Source organism: Variovorax restrictus (assembly GCF_051216715.1).
Classification (GTDB): domain Bacteria; phylum Pseudomonadota; class Gammaproteobacteria; order Burkholderiales; family Burkholderiaceae_C; genus Variovorax.
Window position 1 is genome coordinate 2,351,261 of the sequence record NZ_JBPJZH010000001.1, and the last position, 17,772, is coordinate 2,369,032.

The following is a 17,772-nucleotide window of genomic DNA, read 5'->3' on the forward strand; positions in this document are numbered from 1 at the left end:
ATGGCCCGCATCGACCTCGACCTGGCGCACGCCTACCGCGCCAACCCCACCCAAGACAGCGACTACGCACTGTTGCCCTTGAAGATGAGCTTCCGCGACGGCGGCGCCTATGCGCTGCTCGGCCCCTCGGGCTGCGGCAAGACGACGATGCTCAACATCATCTCGGGCCTGCTGGTGCCGTCGCAGGGCACGGTGACCTTCGACAGCCGCGACATGACGCGCGCCACGCCGCAAGAGCGCAACATCGCGCAGGTGTTCCAGTTCCCGGTCATCTACGACACGATGACGGTGGCCGAGAACCTGGCCTTTCCGCTGCGCAACCGCAAGGTGCCGGCCGAGCAGATCAAGAAGCGCGTTGGCGAGATCGCCGAGATGCTCGACATGAGCGGGCAGCTCGACCAGCGCGCCGCCGGGCTCGCGGCCGATGCCAAACAGAAGATCTCGCTGGGCCGCGGCTTGGTGCGTTCGGACGTGTCGGCGGTGCTGTTCGACGAGCCGCTCACGGTGATCGACCCCCACCTCAAGTGGCAGCTGCGGCGCAAGCTCAAGCAGATCCACCGTGAACTCAAGCTCACGCTGATCTACGTCACGCACGACCAGGTTGAGGCGTTGACCTTCGCCGAAGAGGTGGTGGTGATGACCCGCGGCAAGGCGGTGCAGGTGGGCAGTGCGGAGGCACTGTTCGAACGGCCGGCCCACACCTTCGTCGGGCATTTCATCGGCTCGCCGGGCATGAACTTCGTGCCGGCGCAGAGTCAGGGCGGGGCGCTCGAGGTCGCGGGTGTTCGGCTGGCCGGCTTGCGCGAACTGCCCGACGGGGCGCTCAAGCTGGGCATTCGTCCCGAGTACCTCCGCATCGCCGACCCTCAAGCGCCCGGCGCGATTCCCGCCACCGTGACGCAGGTGCAGGACGTCGGCACCCACGCCATGCTCAGCGCGGATGCCGGCGGCACGAAGCTCAAGGCACGGCTGTCGTCCGACGCACGGATGCCGACCGCCGGCGACATCGTGTGGCTGAAGGTGGTGGACCCGCACACCTGCTACTACCGCGACGAGGAGCTCATCCCATGAGTACGACGACGAAGCCCATCAACCAGAAGGCCTGGTTCCTGATCCTGCCGGTGCTGATCTGCGTCGCTTTCTCGGCCATCGTGCCGCTCATGACGGTGGTCAACTATTCGGTGCAGGACATCATCTCGCCCGATCGGCGCGTGTTCGTCGGCACCGAATGGTTCGCAGCGGTGATGCGCGACGACGAGCTGCATTCGGCGCTCTACCGCCAGCTCGGTTTTTCGCTGTCGGTGCTGCTGGTCGAGATTCCGCTGGGCATCTGCCTGGCACTGTCGATGCCGGCCACCGGGTGGAAGGCCTCGGCCGTGCTGGTGATCGTCGCGCTGTCGCTGCTGATTCCGTGGAACGTGGTCGGCACCATCTGGCAGATCTACGGCCGCGCCGACATCGGCCTGCTCGGCCACATGCTGCAGAAGATAGGCGTCGACTACAGCTACACCGGCAATGCCACCGATGCCTGGCTCACGGTGCTGGTGATGGACGTGTGGCACTGGACGCCGCTGGTCGCCTTGCTCGGCTATGCCGGCCTGCGCTCGATCCCAGATGCCTACTACCAGGCGGCGCGCATCGACGGCGCCAGCAAGTTCGCGGTGTTCCGCTACATCCAGCTGCCCAAGATGCGCGGCGTGTTGATGATCGCGGTGCTGCTGCGCTTCATGGACAGTTTCATGATCTACACCGAGCCCTTCGTGCTCACCGGCGGCGGGCCGGGCAATGCGACGACCTTCCTGTCGCAGTACCTCACCCAGAAAGCGGTCGGCCAGTTCGACCTCGGGCCGGCCGCGGCCTTCTCGCTGATCTATTTCCTGATCATCCTGTTGCTCTGCTTCATCCTCTACAACTGGATGCAGCGCGTCGGAACCCAGAAAGTCGAGGTGGAGCAATGAACGAACGGCGCTTTCACAAACGCAGCATCTTCCTGGTGCTGTACATCCTGTTCGCCCTGTTGCCCATCTACTGGATGATCAACATGAGCTTCAAGACGAACGAGGAAATTCTTTCGAGCTTCTCGTTCTTCCCGGAGCAGCTCACCTGGGCCAACTACGCGCGCATCTTCACCGACGAGTCGTGGTACTCGGGCTACATCAACAGCCTGATCTACGTGGGCATCAACACGGTGATCTCGCTGACCGTGGCGCTGCCGGCGGCCTATGCGTTCTCGCGCTACTCCTTCCTCGGCGACAAGCATGTGTTCTTCTGGCTGCTGACCAACCGCATGACGCCACCCGCCGTCTTCCTGCTGCCCTTCTTCCAGCTCTACAGCACGGTCGGGCTGATGGACACGCACCTGGGCGTGGCGCTCGCGCACCTGCTGTTCAACGTGCCGCTGGCCGTGTGGATCCTCGAAGGGTTCATGAGCGGCATCCCGCGCGAGATCGACGAAACCGCCTACATCGACGGCTACTCGTTCCCGCGCTTCTTCCTCACGATCTTCCTGCCGCTCATCAAGGCCGGCGTCGGCGTGGCGGCCTTCTTCTGTTTCATGTTCAGCTGGGTCGAGCTCCTGCTGGCGCGCACGCTCACGAGCGTGAACGCCAAGCCGATCGTCGCGACGATGACGCGCACCGTCAGTGCATCGGGCATGGACTGGGCCACGCTCGCCGCGGCCGGCGTGCTGACCATCGTGCCCGGCGCGATCGTGATCTGGTTCGTCCGCCACTACATCGCAAAAGGCTTTGCGATGGGCCGCGTCTGAGGAGCACCACGATGTTCGACTGGATGGTCTGGACCACCCCGGTGGCCGTGTTCTTCACCTGCATCGCGCTGATGCTGGTCGGCATGACGGTGTGGGAATACAAGTCGCCCACCACGCTGCGGCGCGGCTGGCTGCCGATGGACACCACGCGAGGTGACCGGCTCTTCATCGGCCTGCTGTCCGCGGCCTACCTCAACCTGGTCTTCATCGGCCTTGCGGGCAAGTTCCAGGAATGGCTGGCCCTGGAGGCCGAGCCGTCGATCTGGATCAGCTTCGTGCTGTCGATGGGCCTGCTCGCCTTGGTGATGCGAAAGGGTTGAACCCGCGCGAATAAGGGAATCCGGCTCTCCGCCGCCCCGGAGCCGAGATCCGAACCACCGGGGGGGCAACAACCGAGGAGACAAACCATGAAGATGCGCTACATGGCACTGGCACTGGCAGCGGCGATGGCCGCCGCGCAAGGGGCGTCGGCGGGAGAAGCCGAAGCCAAGAAATGGATCGACAGCGAATTCCAGCCGTCGACGCTGAGCAAGGACCAGCAGACGGCCGAGATGAAGTGGTTCATCGACGCCGCCAAGAAACTGCAGGCGAAGGGCGTCAAGGAGATTTCGGTGGTGTCGGAGACCATCACCACGCACGAGTACGAATCGAAGACGCTCGCCAAGGCCTTCGAGGAAATCACCGGCATCAAGGTGAAGCACGACCTGATCCAGGAAGGCGACGTGGTCGAGAAGCTGCAGACCTCGATGCAGTCGGGCAAGTCGATCTATGACGGCTGGATCTCCGACTCCGACCTGATCGGTACGCACTACCGCTACGGCAAGATGATGAACCTGACCGACTACATGGCAGGCACGGGCAAGGAGTTCACCAACCCGGGCCTCGACCTCAAGGACTTCATCGGCACCAAGTTCACGACCGCGCCCGACGGCAAGCTCTACCAGCTGCCCGACCAGCAGTTCGCCAACCTGTACTGGTTCCGCGCCGACCTGTTCGCTCGCCCGGACCTGAAGGAGAAGTTCAAGGCCAAGTACGGCTACGAGCTGGGCGTGCCGCTCAACTGGAGCGCGTACGAGGACATCGCCGAATTCTTCAGCGTCGACGTCAAGACCATCGACGGCAAGCCGATCTACGGCCACATGGACTACGGCAAGAAGGACCCGTCGCTCGGCTGGCGCTTCACCGATGCCTGGCTGTCGATGGCCGGCACCGCCGACATCGGCAACCCCAACGGCATGCCGATCGACGAATGGGGCATCCGCGTGGCCGACGACAAGTGCACGCCTGTCGGGGCGGCGGTGTCGCGCGGGGGCGCGACGAATTCACCCGCCGCCGTGTACGCACTCACCAAGTACATCGACTGGATGAAGAAGTACGCGCCCAAGGAAGCCATGGGCATGACCTTTGGCGAATCCGGACCGGTGCCGGCGCAAGGCCAGATCGCGCAGCAGATCTTCTGGTACACGGCCTTCACGGCCGACATGACCAAGAAGGGCCTGCCGGTCGTCAACGAGGACGGCACGCCCAAGTGGCGCATGGCGCCTGGCCCGAACGGGCCGTACTGGAAGCAGGGGATGCAGAACGGCTACCAGGACGTGGGTTCGTGGTCCTTCTTCAATGGCCACGACGCCAACAAGACGGCGGCCGCCTGGCTGTACGCCCAGTTCGTGACCGCCAAGAGCGTCTCGCTGAAGAAGACCATCGTGGGCCTGACGCCGATCCGCGAATCGGACATCCAGAGCAAGGCCATGACCGACCTGGCACCCAAGCTCGGCGGCCTGGTCGAGTTCTACCGCAGCCCGGCACGCGTGGCCTGGACCCCCACCGGCACCAACGTGCCCGACTATCCCAAGCTCGCGCAGCTCTGGTGGAAGAACGTGGCCGAGGCCGTCACGGGTGAGAAGACCCCGCAGAAGGCGATGGACAACCTGGCCGACGAGATGGACAACGTGATGGCGCGCCTGGAACGTGCCGGCATGGCCCATTGCGCCCCCAAGCTCAACGCCAAGGGCGACCCCAACAAGTGGCTGAGCGACAAGAACGCGCCGTGGAAGAAGCTCGCCAATGAGAAGCCGAAGGGCGAGACCATCGACTACAACAAGCTGCTGACGGCCTGGAAGGACGGCAAGGTGCGCTGAGTTTTGACGCCCAGCCGACGAGGGCTGCTGCACCCCAGGGCGCAGCAGCCCTTCTCGTTTCGGGGTCTGCGCGGCTTTGCTAGCCTGCGCGGTCCGTCCCCGTCCGGCGGGACACCCTGGAGTCACACGATGCAGAGACGCCGATTGGCTGGCCTGGCCCTGTTGCCCTTGTTCGTGGGTGCCCCGGCCCGGGCCGAGGCGCTTGCCGACGCCTTGCGTCGCGGGCGCTGTGCGGTGCTTCTGCGGCATGGCCAGACCACCGCCGGCATTGGCGACCCACCAGGGTTTCAGCTGAGCCAGTGCAGCACGCAGCGCAACCTGAGTGACGAAGGGAAGTTCGCGTCGCGCCGACTCGGCGCCTGGTTCAAGCAGCGCGGGCTGGTGCCCCAGGCAGTGCGTTCGAGCGCGTGGTGCCGCTGCAAGGACACGGCCGACCTGGCGTTCGGCCAGCACGTCGTCTGGGAGCCGCTCAGCTCGACCTTCAATGACGACCGCCGCGCGTCGTCGGCCGCCGACGGCACGGCAGCTTTGCGTGTCGCGCTGGCGGCGATCCCGGCGGGCCGCTTCGAGGTTTGGGTCACGCACCAGGTGAACATCACGGCGCTGACCGGCGAGTTCGTCCAGATGGGCGAAGGCCTGCTGGTCGATGCGGCCGGCGCGGTGCAGGGCCGCAGCCGCTTCGAATGAGTCACGCCGACACCGCGCGGTGCGCCTTTACTGCGCCATCGCCGCCTTGACCTCGTTGCCCAGGTCCAGCACCGACATCGCGTAGTAGCTGCTCCAGTTGTAGCGGGTGATCACGTAGAAGTTCTGCGTGCCCGCGACATAGCTGGGGGACTCGGCGCCGTTCTGCAGTTCGATGAGCGCGAGCAGGCCGGGGAAGGCCTGGGCCTGGCGTTCGAGCACCGCGCCGGCAGCTATGAAACTGTCGGCGCTGAAGGTCGGCTTGATGTCGGGCGCCATCAGCGTCGGCATTTGGAGGCGGGCCGTGTCGAAGCGCACCGGGAAGATCGAGGGCATGCCGCGCTGCCACCCGAAGCCCTTGAAGTAGCTCGCCACCGAGCCGATCACGTCGGCCGGGTTGTTCACCAGGTCGATGCGGCCGTCGCCATCGAAGTCGACCGCGTACTTGGCCATGCTGCTGGGCATGAACTGCGGCATGCCCATGGCGCCGGCGTAGCTGCCCAGCGGTGCCATCGGGTCTTCGGCGGTGCGGCTTTCGGTGCTGAGGAAGCTCTCGAGCTCGCCACGGAAGAAGGCTGTGCGCTCGGCGGCGCGCGGGTGCGCCTGCGGGAAGTCGAAGGACAGCGTGGCCAGCGCGTCGATCACGCGGAAGTTGCCCATGTTGCGGCCGTAGATGGTCTCCACGCCGATGATGCCCACGACGATTTCCGGCGGCACGCCGTACTCCGCCTCCGCGCGTGCCAGCGTGGCCGCGTTGTCGCGCCAGAAGCGCGCACCGGCGGCGATGCGCACCGGGTCGATGAAGCGGCTGCGGTAGACCCGCCAGTTCTTCGCGGTGCCTCGGGGCGCTGGCGTCATCAGGCGCGGCACGTTGGGCAGCAGCCGCGCCGCGCCGATGGTGGCGCGCACCCAGTCGCGGTCGAGGTTGCGCCGGGCCGCCACGTCGTCGGCGAAGCGCATCGCGTCGTCGCGCGTGGCGTAGGGGATGGTGCCGCGCACGGCGGTGACGGCGCGGCGGTCGCCGCTGCTCTGTGCCGATACCGGGGTGGCGGAGAGCGCGCCGAAGGCGAGGAGGGCGGCCAGCAGTGCAGGGGCCATCGGGGAGGAAGGTCGCATCGGTCCATTGTGCCGTTGCGCGCGTGCGGTTCTGTTGCCCGACACGGGCGGTTTCAACGCGGCCAGGCCATCTTGCGGAATTCGGCACGCAGGGCCGGCAACCCGGCCTCGGGCGTCTTCGCGTAGCGCTGGGCTTCCAGGCGCAGCAGCCAGTCGTGCACCGGCTGGCCGGCCGCGCCGAAATGCGCCACCGCCCGCGTCGCGATCTGCCGCGGCGGCGCGGCCTCGGGCAAGGTCAGTCCGGCCTTCTCCAGCCGGTGTCGCGCCCGGCCGAGCAAGCGCAACCACGGGTCGTGCCGGGTGCGCTCCCACAGGGTCCAGCCGGCGCCGGCGAGGCTGGCGGCGATCAGCACCCACAGCAGCACGGTCGCCAGGTCCTGCAGGCTGGGCGCCTCGAAGCCGATGTTCTTCAGCAGGTCGAGCTGGCGGCTCTGCGTGTAGTTGAGCACCCACTGGTTCCAGCCGTTGTTGACGGCTTCCCACGCGGCGCGAAGGTTCTGCGCCAGCGTCGGGCTCATGGTGCCGATGGCGCCGGCGAACAGGCCGGGCGGTGCGGCCAGGCGCTGGAAGGCACCGATGCGGCCGGGCGAGACGGAGGCGGTCGGGTCGACGCGGGTCCAGCCCTTGCCGGCTTCCCACACCTCGGCCCAGGCATGGGCGTCGGCCTGGCGCAGCACCCAGTAGCCGTCGACGCCGTTGAGCTCGCCGCCCTGGTAGCCGGTGACGATGCGCGCCGGGATGTCGAGCGCGCGCATCAGCACGACGAAGGCCGAGGCGATGTGTTCGCAGAAGCCGGCCTTGCGGTCGAACCAGAACTCGTCGGCCGTCTCGTTGCCGTACAGGCCGGGCTCCAGCGTGTAGCTGTAGCCACCGGTGCGCAGGCGTTCGAGCGCGGCGTTGACGAAGGCCGGCGTGGCGGCGCCGGCGAGCGCCTGGTCGGCCTTCATTTGTGCGGCCAGCGCGACGGTGCGCGGGTTGGAGCCCGATGGCAGCGCGACGTAGCGCTGCAGCGCACCGGTTTGCTGCAGCGGGCCGCTCTGGAACTGCGGGTAACTCTCGGCGCGGTAGCGCAGCAAATCGCCGATGGCGCGGTTGGCCATCCACTGCAGGTCGGGTGTGGCCATGACACGCAGGCCGGGGATCTGCGGTGGCTTGACCGGCGCGTCGAGCGCCAGCAGCCAGGGGCGGTTGCTCGGCTCGAGCGTGACTTCGTAGCCCACCGGCTCGCCCTGCACGCGCAGCTCGGCGCTGAGGAAGCCGCGTTCCCACGGGGGCGGCGCGGTCCATTCGCGGCCGTCGAAGTCCGACAGCACCGGGCCGCGGAAGTACAGCTGGCGTTGGGGTGGTGCGACGCCGCCGTCGAACTTGACGCGGGCGGCGATGCCATCGTCGAGCGCGAGGCTCGCGATGCTGCCCACGCGCATGGTGTTGGACAGCCCGCTGCGCCCGGTCATCTCGTCGTTCGGCGTGCCCCACAGCGGCGCCATGCGCGGGAACAGCATGAAGAGCGCCAGCATGATCGGCGCGCCCAGCAGCGCCATCCAGCCGGCCGTGCGCGCCGCCTGCGCGAGCGGCGGACGGCCGACCGGCATGTGCGCGTTGACCAGGGCGGTCAGCAGGCCCAGCAGCGCAACCAGCATCGCCACCGCGGTGAGCAGCGACTGCGAACTGAAGAAGTTCGTCAGCATCGCGAAGAAGCCGAGGAAGAAGATGACGAAGGCATCGCGCCGCGCACGCAGTTCCAGCGTCTTGAGCGCGAGCAGCACCACGACCAGCGTCACACCGGCCTCGCGGCCCAGCAGCGTGCGGTAGGTGGCGAAGGTGGCGGCCAGCGCCACGGCCAGCAAAGCCACCAGCCACCAGCGGCTGGGCAGGGGCTTCGACTGCACGGCCAGCGTGCCGCGCCAGGCCAGCACGATGGCCGTCAGCAGGGTGCACCACCACGGCAGGTTGGGCACCTGCGGCAACAGCACGATCCCGATCACGCCGAGCAGGAACAGCGTGTCGCGGGCGTCGCGCGGCAGGGCACCGACCCAGGCCGTCATGCGCATGTCGCCAGCACCTCCAGGCAGCGGCGGCGGTGCGCCTCGCCCTGCGCGGGCGGCACCTGCTGGCCGGCCACGCGCAGGCCGTAGTCGACGCCCAGCCGGTCGGCCATCAGCACCCAGGCGCACAGGCGCGAGATGCGGGCTTCTAAATCGGGCAGGCCGGCGGTCTGCGCATCGAGCCAGAGCTGCTGGCGTTGCGCCTGCTGGGTGTCGCGGCTGAACAGCTCGTCGGAGCCGGCCGCCTGCGCGCGCGCCGCCTTCTTCCAGACCACCAGCTTGAGCGGGTCGCCGCGGCGGTAGGCGCGCACGCCGTCGTACTCGCCAGCACTGGCGGCTCGCGCGACCGAGGCGCGAGCGTCGCCGGCCAGCGGCTCGCCGGCGGGCAGCGCGGGCGGGTGCGGCTCCGGCGCCGGGTACACCAGCAGCGACGAGGCCGGGCGCCAGACGGTCCAGACGCGGAAGGCGCCCAGCGGAAAGCGCGTTTCGGCGGTGAGCGGCGGCACCGCGTGCAGGCCGCGCCGCGCGGGCTGGAAGGCGATCTCGACCGTTTCGCTGCCTTGCGCCGGCACGTCGCACCAGGCCCAGTGCCCGCTGCCGCGCACCGCCAGGCCGATGCCGTAGCGCGCGCTCCGCCGCGCGTTGTGCAGCACCACGCGGAAGACCGCGGCGCTGCCGGCGTATTGCGGCTCCGGCGGCATCAGGTGCATCGACAGGCCGCGCAGCGTGGCGTGGCTCACATGCATGCCGACGGCCACGCAGCCGGCCAGCATGAAGGTCAGCAGGTAGCCGAGGTTGAGCTGGTAGTTGATGGAGGCGACCAGCAGCACCAGCAGCGTGGCGGCGAGCATCCAGCCGGCCGGCGTCGGGACGATGTAGACGTTGCGCTGCGTCAGCGCCAGGGTGTCGCTCGGCGGCCGGCGCGACAGGAACCAGCCGTCGATGCGTCGGCGCGTGGCCGCCAGCGGGTTCACGGCAAGGGGACGGCCGCGACCATGGCGCGCACCTGCTCGAAGGCGCCGCGGCCGGCGTCGCCGACCGGCGTCACGCGGTGCGCCACGGTCTGCGGCAGCACCGCCTGCACGTCGTCGGGCGCCACGTAGTCGCGGTTGGCCAGCAGCGCCTGCGCCTTCGCAGCCCGCAGGATCGCGATGCCCGCACGCGGCGACAGGCCCTGCAGGAACCAGCGGCCGTTGCGCGTGGCGGCCATCAGGTCCTGCACGTAGTTGAGCAGGGCGTCGGACGCGTGCACCTGTTGCACGCGCTGCTGCAAGGCCAGCAGTTCGCCGGCCGTCAGCAGGGCGGGGAGGCCGGCCAGCATCTCGCGGCGATCCGCGCCGGCCAGCAGCTCGCGCTCGGCGGCGCGGTCGGGGTAGCCGATCGAGATGCGCATCAGGAAGCGGTCGAGCTGCGACTCGGGCAGCGCGAAGGTGCCGAGCTGGTCGTGCGGGTTCTGCGTGGCGATCACGAAGAAGGGCGTGGGCAGCGGGCGCGTCTCGCCCTCGATCGTCACCTGCTTCTCTTCCATCGCCTCGAGCAGCGCGCTCTGGGTCTTGGGGCTGGCGCGGTTGATCTCGTCGGCCAGCAGCACCTGCGAAAAGATGGGGCCGGGGTGGAACACGAAGGCCTGCTGGTTGCGGTCGTAGATAGCCACGCCCGACAGGTCGCCCGGCATCAGGTCGGCGGTGAACTGCACCCGCGAGAACTGCAGGCCGAAGGTGTGCGATAGCGCATGGGCGAGGGTGGTCTTGCCCACGCCCGGCACGTCCTCGATCAGCAGGTGGCCGCCGGCCAGCAGGCAGGCCACGCAGTCGCGCACCTGGGCCTCTTTGCCCACGATCACCGTGTTAAGCTGGCCCAGCAAACTGGCGAGCTTCGCGGCAACGTCCATTTTTGTATCCATATGCAAACAATACCGCAAGGCCCCTCGGCCCCACGCGGCGTGAGGTCGCCCAGCGCGATACCGGCAAGAGAGACATGGGTAAAACGGGCTACTACACACACCGCGACTGCTGGAAGCACGACATGGGCGGCGGGCATCCTGAATGCCCTGAACGGCTCGATGCCATTGAAGACCGGCTGCTCGTCACCGGCGTTGGCGACGCCCTGGAACGCGGCGATGTCCCCCTCGCCACGCTGGCGCAGATCACCCGGGCCCACACCGAGGCGCACCTCGAACACCTGGAAGAACTGAGCCAGCGGCTCGTCGCCGACGAACCCGCTGGTGGCCCGTCGCATGCGATGGTCGACCCTGACACCTCGCTGATGCGCTACACGGTGCTTGCGGCGCGCCGCGCCGCCGGGGCCGCGATTGCCGCCACCGATGCGGTGATGGCGGGTGACATCGAGAACGCCTTCTGCGCGGTGCGCCCACCCGGTCACCATGCCTGTCGCGAGCAGGCGATGGGCTTCTGCTTCCTGAACAACGTCGCCATCGCGGCGCGCCATGCGCTCGACGCGCACGGTCTGGAGCGCGTGGCGGTGGTCGACTTCGACGTGCACCACGGCAACGGCACCGAGAACATCCTGTCCGGCGACCCGCGCGTGCTGATGGTCGGCATCTTCCAGCACCCGTTCTACCCCTACGGCGACATCGACCACCCGGCCGCCAACATGCTCAACCTGCCGGTCCCCGCGTACACCAAGGGCATGGACGTGCGCGAGCTGATCGAGATGATGTGGATGCCGCGTCTGGAGGAATTCAAGCCGCAGATGATCTTCATCAGCGCCGGCTTCGACGCGCACCGCGACGATGACTTGGGCCAATTGCGGCTCAACGAAAACGACTTTGCGTGGATCACCGACCGCGTGCGCGATGTGGCCAAGCGGCATGCGCACGGGCGCATCGTCTCGATGCTCGAAGGCGGCTACAACCTGGACGCTCTGGCGCGCAGCGTGGAGGCGCACGTCCGGGTCCTGGCGGACCTGTGATGAACCTCGACGACTTCATGGCCCGCCTCGGGCAGGTGCAGGCGCGCAGCCTGTGGATCGAACTGGCCGCGCTGGTCGCCTGCGTGGCGCTGGCCTGGGGCGTGACGCGGTGGTTCGGCCGCGACCAGCCCAAGGATTCGATCTGGTTCGGCGAGCGGACCTTCGACGGGCTGCTGTTCCCGTTGTTGGCGCTGGTCGCCACCGACCTGGCGCGGCGCGCGGTGCTCAACTACCAGGTGGTCGTGGTGCTGCGCATCGCGGTCTCGGTCTTCCTCGCGCTGGCGGTGATCCGGCTGATCGCGCGCGTCATGCGTGCGGTGTTCCCGGGCTCGGCGCTGGTGCGGCTGGTGGAGCGCACCGTGTCGTGGATCGCCTGGGTCGGCGCGGTGCTGTGGATCGTCGGCCTGCTGCCGCCGGTGCTGGCCGAGCTCGACCAGATCACGCTGTCCTTCGGCAACAACCGGGTGAGCATCCGCACCATCTTTGAGGGCGCGCTGTCGGCCGGCCTCGTGCTCGTGATCGCGCTGTGGATTTCGACCACGATCGAGAAGCGCATCCTGCGCGAAGCCGTGACCGACCTGTCGATGCGCAAGGTGGCGTCGAATGCCGTCCGCGCGTTCCTGCTGCTGATCGGCCTGCTGGTGGCGCTGTCGGCGGTGGGGGTGGACCTGACCGCGCTGTCGGTGCTGGGCGGCGCGGTCGGCGTGGGCCTGGGCTTCGGCCTGCAGAAGCTGGCGGCCAACTACGTGAGCGGCTTCGTGATCCTGCTGGAGCGCTCGATCCGCATCGGCGACAACGTGAAGGTCGACAACTTCGAAGGCCGCATCACCGACATCAAGACGCGCTACACGCTCATCCGCGCGGGCAACGGGCGCGAGGCGATCGTGCCGAACGAGTCGCTCATCACGAGCCGGGTGGAAAACCTCTCCATCGCCGACCGCAAGTTCAACATCACGACCGCCATCGTGGTCGGCTACGAGAGCGACGTGGCGCAGGTGCAGGCGATCCTGGTCGGGGCGGCGACGGCGCAGGTGCGCGTCATGGCGGACCCGGTGCCGATCGCCTTCCTCACCAACTTCGCGCCCGACGGGCTGGAGTTCACGCTGCACTTCTGGGTGACCGACCCCGACAAGGGCAAGGACAACGTGCGCTCTGCCATCAACGTCGCCATCCTCGAGGGCCTGCGCGCCGCGAAGATCGACATTCCCTATCCGCAGCGCGTGCTGCGCGTCGAGTCGCTGCCCGAAGGCGTTTCGCGTCCGGAAGCAGCACCTCTATAATCCAATAAAAAGCACGACCGTTCTTTTCTTCGTGCCGGAGGCGGCCCACGACGCCTGTGTCCATTGGGACAACCCAGCGAAATGGGTCGTCCTAGAATGACCGGCTACCCTTGAGGCACACAGTTTTGCAATCCATGGAGTCACACCAATGAAGGTTCTGGTCCCAGTCAAGCGGGTCGTCGACTACAACGTGAAGGTTCGCGTGAAGTCCGACGGCACCGGCGTCGATATCGCCAACGTCAAGATGAGCATGAACCCCTTCGACGAGATCGCCGTCGAAGAAGCGGTTCGCCTGAAAGAGAAGGGCGTGGTCACCGAGGTGATCGCCGTCTCCTGCGGTGACGCGAAGTGCCAGGAAACCCTGCGCACCGCGATGGCCATCGGCGCCGACCGCGGCATCCTGGTTGAGACCACCGAAGAGCTGCAGCCGCTGGCCGTTGCCAAGCTGCTGAAGGCGCTGGTCGACAAGGAGCAGCCGCAACTGGTCATCCTCGGCAAGCAGGCCATCGACGATGACGCCAACCAGACCGGCCAGATGCTCGCCGCGCTGGCCGACCTGCCGCAAGCCACCTTCGCGTCGAAGGTGGAAGTGTCGGGTGACAAGGTCAGCGTGACCCGCGAAATCGACGGCGGCGCCGAGACGCTGTCGCTGTCGCTGCCGGCGGTCATCACGACCGACCTGCGCCTGAACGAGCCGCGCTATGTCACGCTGCCGAACATCATGAAGGCCAAGAAGAAGACGCTCGACATCGTCAAGCCCGAAGACTTGGGCGTCGACGTCACGCCGCGCCTGAAGACGCTCAAGGTGAGCGAGCCGCCCAAGCGCGGCGCCGGCATCAAGGTGGCCGACGTGGCCGCCCTGGTGGACAAGTTGAAGAACGAAGCGAAGGTGATCTGACCATGACCGCACTTGTTATTGCCGAACACGACCACGCGACCATCAAGCCCGCGACCCTCAACACCGTGACCGCCGCACTCGCCTGTGGTGGCGACGTGCATGTGCTGGTGGCTGGCGCCAACGCCGCCGAAGCCGGCAAGGCCGCTGCGCAAATCGCCGGCGTGTCGAAGGTCATCGTGGCCGACAGCGCATCGCTCGCCGAGAACCTGGCTGAGAACGTCGCAGCCCAGGTGCTGGCCATCGCGTCGAACTACAGCCACATCTTGTTCCCGTCGACCGCCAACGGCAAGAACGTCGCCCCGCGCGTCGCCGCCAAGCTCGACGTCGCGCAGATCAGTGACATCACCTTGGTGGTCAGCCCCGACACCTTCGAGCGCCCGATCTACGCCGGCAACGCCATCGCGACCGTGCAGAGCAGCGATGCGACCAAGGTCATCACCGTGCGCACGACCGGCTTCGACGCCGCTGCGGCAACGGGTGGCAGCGCGACGGTCGAGACGGCCGAAGGCGTGGCCGACAGCGGCAAGTCGAGCTTCGTGGGCCGCGAGGTCACGAAGAGCGAGCGCCCAGAATTGACCGCCGCCAAGATCATCGTGTCGGGCGGCCGCGCGCTGGGCAGCTCGGAGAAGTTCACCGAAGTGATGGCACCGCTGGCCGACAAGCTCAACGCCGGCCTGGGCGCCTCGCGCGCCGCGGTCGACGCGGGCTACGCGCCCAACGACTGGCAGGTGGGCCAGACCGGCAAGATCGTCGCGCCCCAGCTCTACATCGCCGCGGGCATCTCGGGCGCGATCCAGCATCTGGCCGGCATGAAGGATTCCAAGGTGATCGTCGCGATCAACAAGGACGAAGAGGCGCCGATTTTCTCGGTGGCCGACTACGGCCTGGTGGCCGACCTGTTCGTCGCCGTGCCGGAATTGACGAAGGCCCTGTAAGGCCGCGCACGCGTCGACAGAGGGCATCGTTCGCGATGCCCTTTTCACATCCGAACCCTGGAGACCCCCCATGAGCTACATCGCCCCCGTCAAGGACATGCTGTTCGATATCGAACACCTGGCCCGCATCGAAGAGATCGCCAAGCTGCCCGGCTTCGAGGACGCCGGCCTCGACACCGCGCAGGCCGTGCTCGAGGAATGCGCGCGCTTCAACCAGGACGTGGTGGCGCCGCTCAACGTGGCGGGCGACCGCGACCCGTCGAGCTTCAAGGATGGTGCGGTGACGACCACCCCCGGCTTCAAGGAGGCCTTCGCGCAGTACGCCTCGGGCGGCTGGCAGGGCCTGCAGCACCCGGTCGACTTCGGTGGTCAGGGCCTGCCCAAGACCATCGGCGCGGCATGCGGCGAGATGCTGAACTCGGCCAACATGAGCTTCGCGCTGTGCCCGCTGCTGAGCGACGGCGCCATCGAGGCACTGCTCACAGCCGGCTCTGACGAACTGAAGTCGACCTACCTCGAGAAGCTGGTGAGCGGCCAGTGGACCGGCACCATGAACCTCACCGAGCCGCAGGCCGGCAGCGATCTGTCGCTGGTGCGCAGTCGCGCAGAGCCGCAGCCGGACGGCACGTACAAGGTCTTCGGCACGAAGATCTACATCACCTACGGCGAGCACGACATGGCCGAGAACATCGTGCACCTCGTGCTCGCCCGCGTGACCGGCGCGCCCGAGGGCGTCAAGGGCATCAGCCTGTTCGTGGTGCCGAAGTTCATGGTCGGCGAGGATGGCGCGCTGGGGGCGCGCAACGACGTGCATTGCGTGAGCATCGAGCACAAGATGGGCATCAAGGCATCGCCGACGGCCGTGCTGCAGTACGGCGACCACGGTGGCGCCGTCGGCTACCTGGTGGGGCAGGAGAATCGCGGCCTCGAGTACATGTTCATCATGATGAACTCGGCCCGCTACGCGGTTGGCATGCAGGGCATCGCGATTGCCGAGCGCGCGTACCAGCATGCCGTGGCCTATGCGAAAGACCGCGTGCAGAGCCGCCCGGTCGACGGCTCGATGAACGCCAGCGCACCGATCATTCACCACCCCGACGTCAAGCGCATGCTGATGACGATGCGCGCCTACACCGAGGGCTGCCGCGCGATGGCGAGCGTGGCTGCGGCGGCCTACGACGCGTCGCACCACCATCCCGATGCGGACGCGCGTCAGCAGAATCAGGCCTTCTACGAATTCATGGTGCCGCTGGTGAAGGGCTACAGCACCGAGATGAGCCTCGAAGTGACATCGCTCGGCGTGCAGGTGCATGGCGGCATGGGCTTCATCGAGGAGACGGGCGCGGCGCAGTACTACCGCGACGCGAAGATCCTCACGATCTACGAAGGCACGACGGCCATTCAGGCCAACGACCTGGTCGGCCGCAAGACAGCACGCGACGGCGGCCGCACGGCCAAGGCGATCGCCGCGCAGATCGAGACGACCGAGGCAGAACTCACCCGGCGCGACAGCGCCGACGCACACGCCGTGGCCAAGCGCCTGAAGGCCGCGCGCGAAGCCTTCGTCGAGGTGGTCGATTTCGTCGCCGGCCAGACCAAGTCGTCGCCCAATGCCGTGTTCGCGGGCAGCGTGCCCTACCTGATGCTGGCCGGCAACCTGGTCGCCGGTTGGCAGCTGGCCCGTTCGCTGCTCATCGCCGAAGACCTGGCCAAGGCCGGCACCGACGTCGCCTTCATGCGGGCGAAGGTCGTGACGGCGCGCTTCTATGCGGAGCACATCCTGAACAAGGCGCCCGGCGTCCGCGACAGCATCGTCGACGGCGCCGAGAGCGTGACGGCGCTGGCGCTCGACGCCTTCTGAAGCACAGCCGCGCGTGTCACTGACCGGACGCGCGGCACACGCCCCATGCCATAAAAAGATCCCACATAAAACCCTCGGAGACCTCATGTCCAAGCTGCCCCCCGTGCTCGCCAACCTGCCGCTTCCCATCATCGGTTCGCCGCTGTTCATCATCAGCAACCCGAAGCTGGTGATCGCCCAGTGCAAGGCGGGCGTGGTGGGGTCGATGCCGGCGCTCAACGCCCGGCCGGCTGCGCAGCTGGAAGAGTGGCTGATCGAGATCACCGAAGAACTCGCGGCCTACAACAAGGCGAACCCGGACAAGCCGGCCGCGCCTTTCGCCATCAACCAGATCGTGCACAAGAGCAACGACCGGCTCGAGCACGACATGGAAATGGTCGTGAAGTACAAGGTGCCCATCGTTATCACTTCGCTGGGCGCGCGCACCGACGTGAACGATGCGGTGCACAGCTACGGCGGCGTGACGCTGCACGACATCATCAACGACAAGTTCGCACGCAAGGCGATCGAGAAGGGCGCCGATGGCCTGATCGCCGTGGCGGCCGGCGCCGGTGGCCATGCGGGCGTGAAGAGCCCCTTTGCGCTGATCCAGGAAATCCGTCAGTGGTTCGACGGCCCGGTGGCGTTGTCGGGCTCGATCGCCACCGGCGGCGCGGTGCTGGCCGCGCAGGCCATGGGCGCCGATTTCGCCTATATCGGCACCGCCTTCATCGCGACGGAAGAAGCGCGCGCCAGCGATGCCTACAAGCAAGCCATCGTGGATGGCAGCTCGGACGACATCGTCTACTCGAACCTCTTCACCGGCGTGCACGGCAACTACCTGGCGCCGTCGATCGTCGCGGCCGGCATGGACCCGGCGAACCTGCCCGAAGGCGACCTGAAGACCATGAATTTCGCCAGCGGGGACGGCAGCAAGGCCAAGGCCTGGAAGGACATCTGGGGTTCGGGCCAGGGCATCGGCGCCATCACCGAAGTGACCAGCACGGCCGTCTTCGTCGAGAAGCTCAAGCGCGAATACCAGGCGGCGCGCCAGCGGCTGGCGCTCTAAGCCGATCGCGACCGCCGCATGGCCGCCGTTCCGCGCGTCCCGATGCCGATCGGCTCGGCGGACGCGCGC

At 67.5% G+C, this 17,772-nt stretch carries 16 protein-coding genes; 12 read left to right on the forward strand and 4 right to left on the reverse strand.

The features are described 5' to 3' along the window. The 6 genes from ACSFA0_RS11085 to ACSFA0_RS11110 all read left to right on the forward strand — a co-directional run bounded on the left by ACSFA0_RS11085 (nt 1) and on the right by ACSFA0_RS11110 (nt 5,592). Complete coding sequence (locus ACSFA0_RS11085) at nt 1-1,071, forward strand: ABC transporter ATP-binding protein (protein ID WP_435450234.1); 1,071 nt, start codon at nt 1-3, stop codon at nt 1,069-1,071. Beyond that, nucleotides 1,068-1,958, forward strand: coding sequence for a carbohydrate ABC transporter permease (locus ACSFA0_RS11090; protein ID WP_435450235.1), 891 nt, complete (start codon nt 1,068-1,070; stop codon nt 1,956-1,958). Before ACSFA0_RS11085 ends, ACSFA0_RS11090 begins: the two co-directional genes overlap by 4 nt. Continuing rightward, nucleotides 1,955-2,767 carry a carbohydrate ABC transporter permease gene (locus ACSFA0_RS11095; protein WP_435450236.1) on the forward strand — a complete coding sequence of 271 codons (813 nt, stop codon included), beginning with the start codon at nt 1,955-1,957 and terminating at the stop codon, nt 2,765-2,767. The genes ACSFA0_RS11090 and ACSFA0_RS11095 overlap by 4 nt, the downstream gene beginning before the upstream one ends. An 11-nt stretch (nt 2,768-2,778) precedes the next feature. Next, the gene (locus tag ACSFA0_RS11100; RefSeq protein WP_435450237.1) at nt 2,779-3,087 is read left to right on the forward strand and encodes a DUF2160 domain-containing protein; all 309 of its coding nucleotides are present in this window, start codon (nt 2,779-2,781) and stop codon (nt 3,085-3,087) included. An 87-nt stretch (nt 3,088-3,174) separates the two neighbouring features. After that, a complete protein-coding gene (locus tag ACSFA0_RS11105) occupies nt 3,175-4,905 on the forward strand; it encodes an ABC transporter substrate-binding protein (RefSeq protein WP_435450238.1) in 1,731 nt (576 codons plus the stop codon). A 129-nt stretch (nt 4,906-5,034) separates the two neighbouring features. Further along, the gene (locus ACSFA0_RS11110; RefSeq protein ID WP_435450239.1) at nt 5,035-5,592 is read left to right on the forward strand and encodes a histidine phosphatase family protein; all 558 of its coding nucleotides are present in this window, start codon (nt 5,035-5,037) and stop codon (nt 5,590-5,592) included. A 27-nt stretch (nt 5,593-5,619) separates the two neighbouring features. Here ACSFA0_RS11110 and mltB read toward each other — a convergent pair whose 3' ends face one another. The 4 genes from mltB to ACSFA0_RS11130 are packed head-to-tail and all read right to left on the reverse strand — an operon-like array spanning nt 5,620 to nt 10,641. Beyond that, complete coding sequence (gene mltB, locus ACSFA0_RS11115) at nt 5,620-6,705, reverse strand: lytic murein transglycosylase B (protein WP_435450240.1); 1,086 nt, start codon at nt 6,703-6,705, stop codon at nt 5,620-5,622. 53 nt (nt 6,706-6,758) lie between these two features. Continuing rightward, a complete protein-coding gene (locus tag ACSFA0_RS11120; protein ID WP_435450241.1) occupies nt 6,759-8,756 on the reverse strand; it encodes a transglutaminase TgpA family protein in 1,998 nt (665 codons plus the stop codon). After that, nucleotides 8,747-9,724 carry a DUF58 domain-containing protein gene (locus tag ACSFA0_RS11125; protein ID WP_435450242.1) on the reverse strand — a complete coding sequence of 326 codons (978 nt, stop codon included), beginning with the start codon at nt 9,722-9,724 and terminating at the stop codon, nt 8,747-8,749. The genes ACSFA0_RS11120 and ACSFA0_RS11125 overlap by 10 nt, the downstream gene beginning before the upstream one ends. Next, nucleotides 9,721-10,641 (reverse strand): AAA family ATPase, encoded by a 921-nt coding sequence (locus ACSFA0_RS11130; protein ID WP_435450243.1) that lies wholly within the window; start codon nt 10,639-10,641, stop codon nt 9,721-9,723. Before ACSFA0_RS11130 ends, ACSFA0_RS11125 begins: the two co-directional genes overlap by 4 nt. An 86-nt stretch (nt 10,642-10,727) precedes the next feature. On the opposite strand from ACSFA0_RS11130, the gene ACSFA0_RS11135 reads away from it, so the two are divergent. The 6 genes from ACSFA0_RS11135 (at nt 10,728) to ACSFA0_RS11160 (ending at nt 17,703) form a co-directional block, all read left to right on the forward strand. After that, entirely contained in the window at nt 10,728-11,681 is a 954-nt protein-coding gene (locus tag ACSFA0_RS11135; protein ID WP_435450244.1) for a histone deacetylase family protein, read from the forward strand. Beyond that, a complete protein-coding gene (locus tag ACSFA0_RS11140; RefSeq protein WP_435450245.1) occupies nt 11,681-12,961 on the forward strand; it encodes a mechanosensitive ion channel family protein in 1,281 nt (426 codons plus the stop codon). The genes ACSFA0_RS11135 and ACSFA0_RS11140 overlap by 1 nt, the downstream gene beginning before the upstream one ends. 148 nt (nt 12,962-13,109) lie before the next feature. Beyond that, nucleotides 13,110-13,859 (forward strand): electron transfer flavoprotein subunit beta/FixA family protein, encoded by a 750-nt coding sequence (locus ACSFA0_RS11145; RefSeq protein ID WP_435450246.1) that lies wholly within the window; start codon nt 13,110-13,112, stop codon nt 13,857-13,859. 2 nt (nt 13,860-13,861) lie between these two features. Further along, the gene (locus tag ACSFA0_RS11150) at nt 13,862-14,794 is read left to right on the forward strand and encodes an electron transfer flavoprotein subunit alpha/FixB family protein (RefSeq protein ID WP_435450247.1); all 933 of its coding nucleotides are present in this window, start codon (nt 13,862-13,864) and stop codon (nt 14,792-14,794) included. 70 nt (nt 14,795-14,864) lie between these two features. Further along, nucleotides 14,865-16,655, forward strand: coding sequence for an acyl-CoA dehydrogenase (locus tag ACSFA0_RS11155; protein ID WP_435450248.1), 1,791 nt, complete (start codon nt 14,865-14,867; stop codon nt 16,653-16,655). A gap of 85 nt (nt 16,656-16,740) precedes the next feature. Continuing rightward, entirely contained in the window at nt 16,741-17,703 is a 963-nt protein-coding gene (locus ACSFA0_RS11160) for an NAD(P)H-dependent flavin oxidoreductase (RefSeq protein WP_435450249.1), read from the forward strand. The last annotated feature ends 69 nt before the right edge of the window (nt 17,704-17,772 follow it).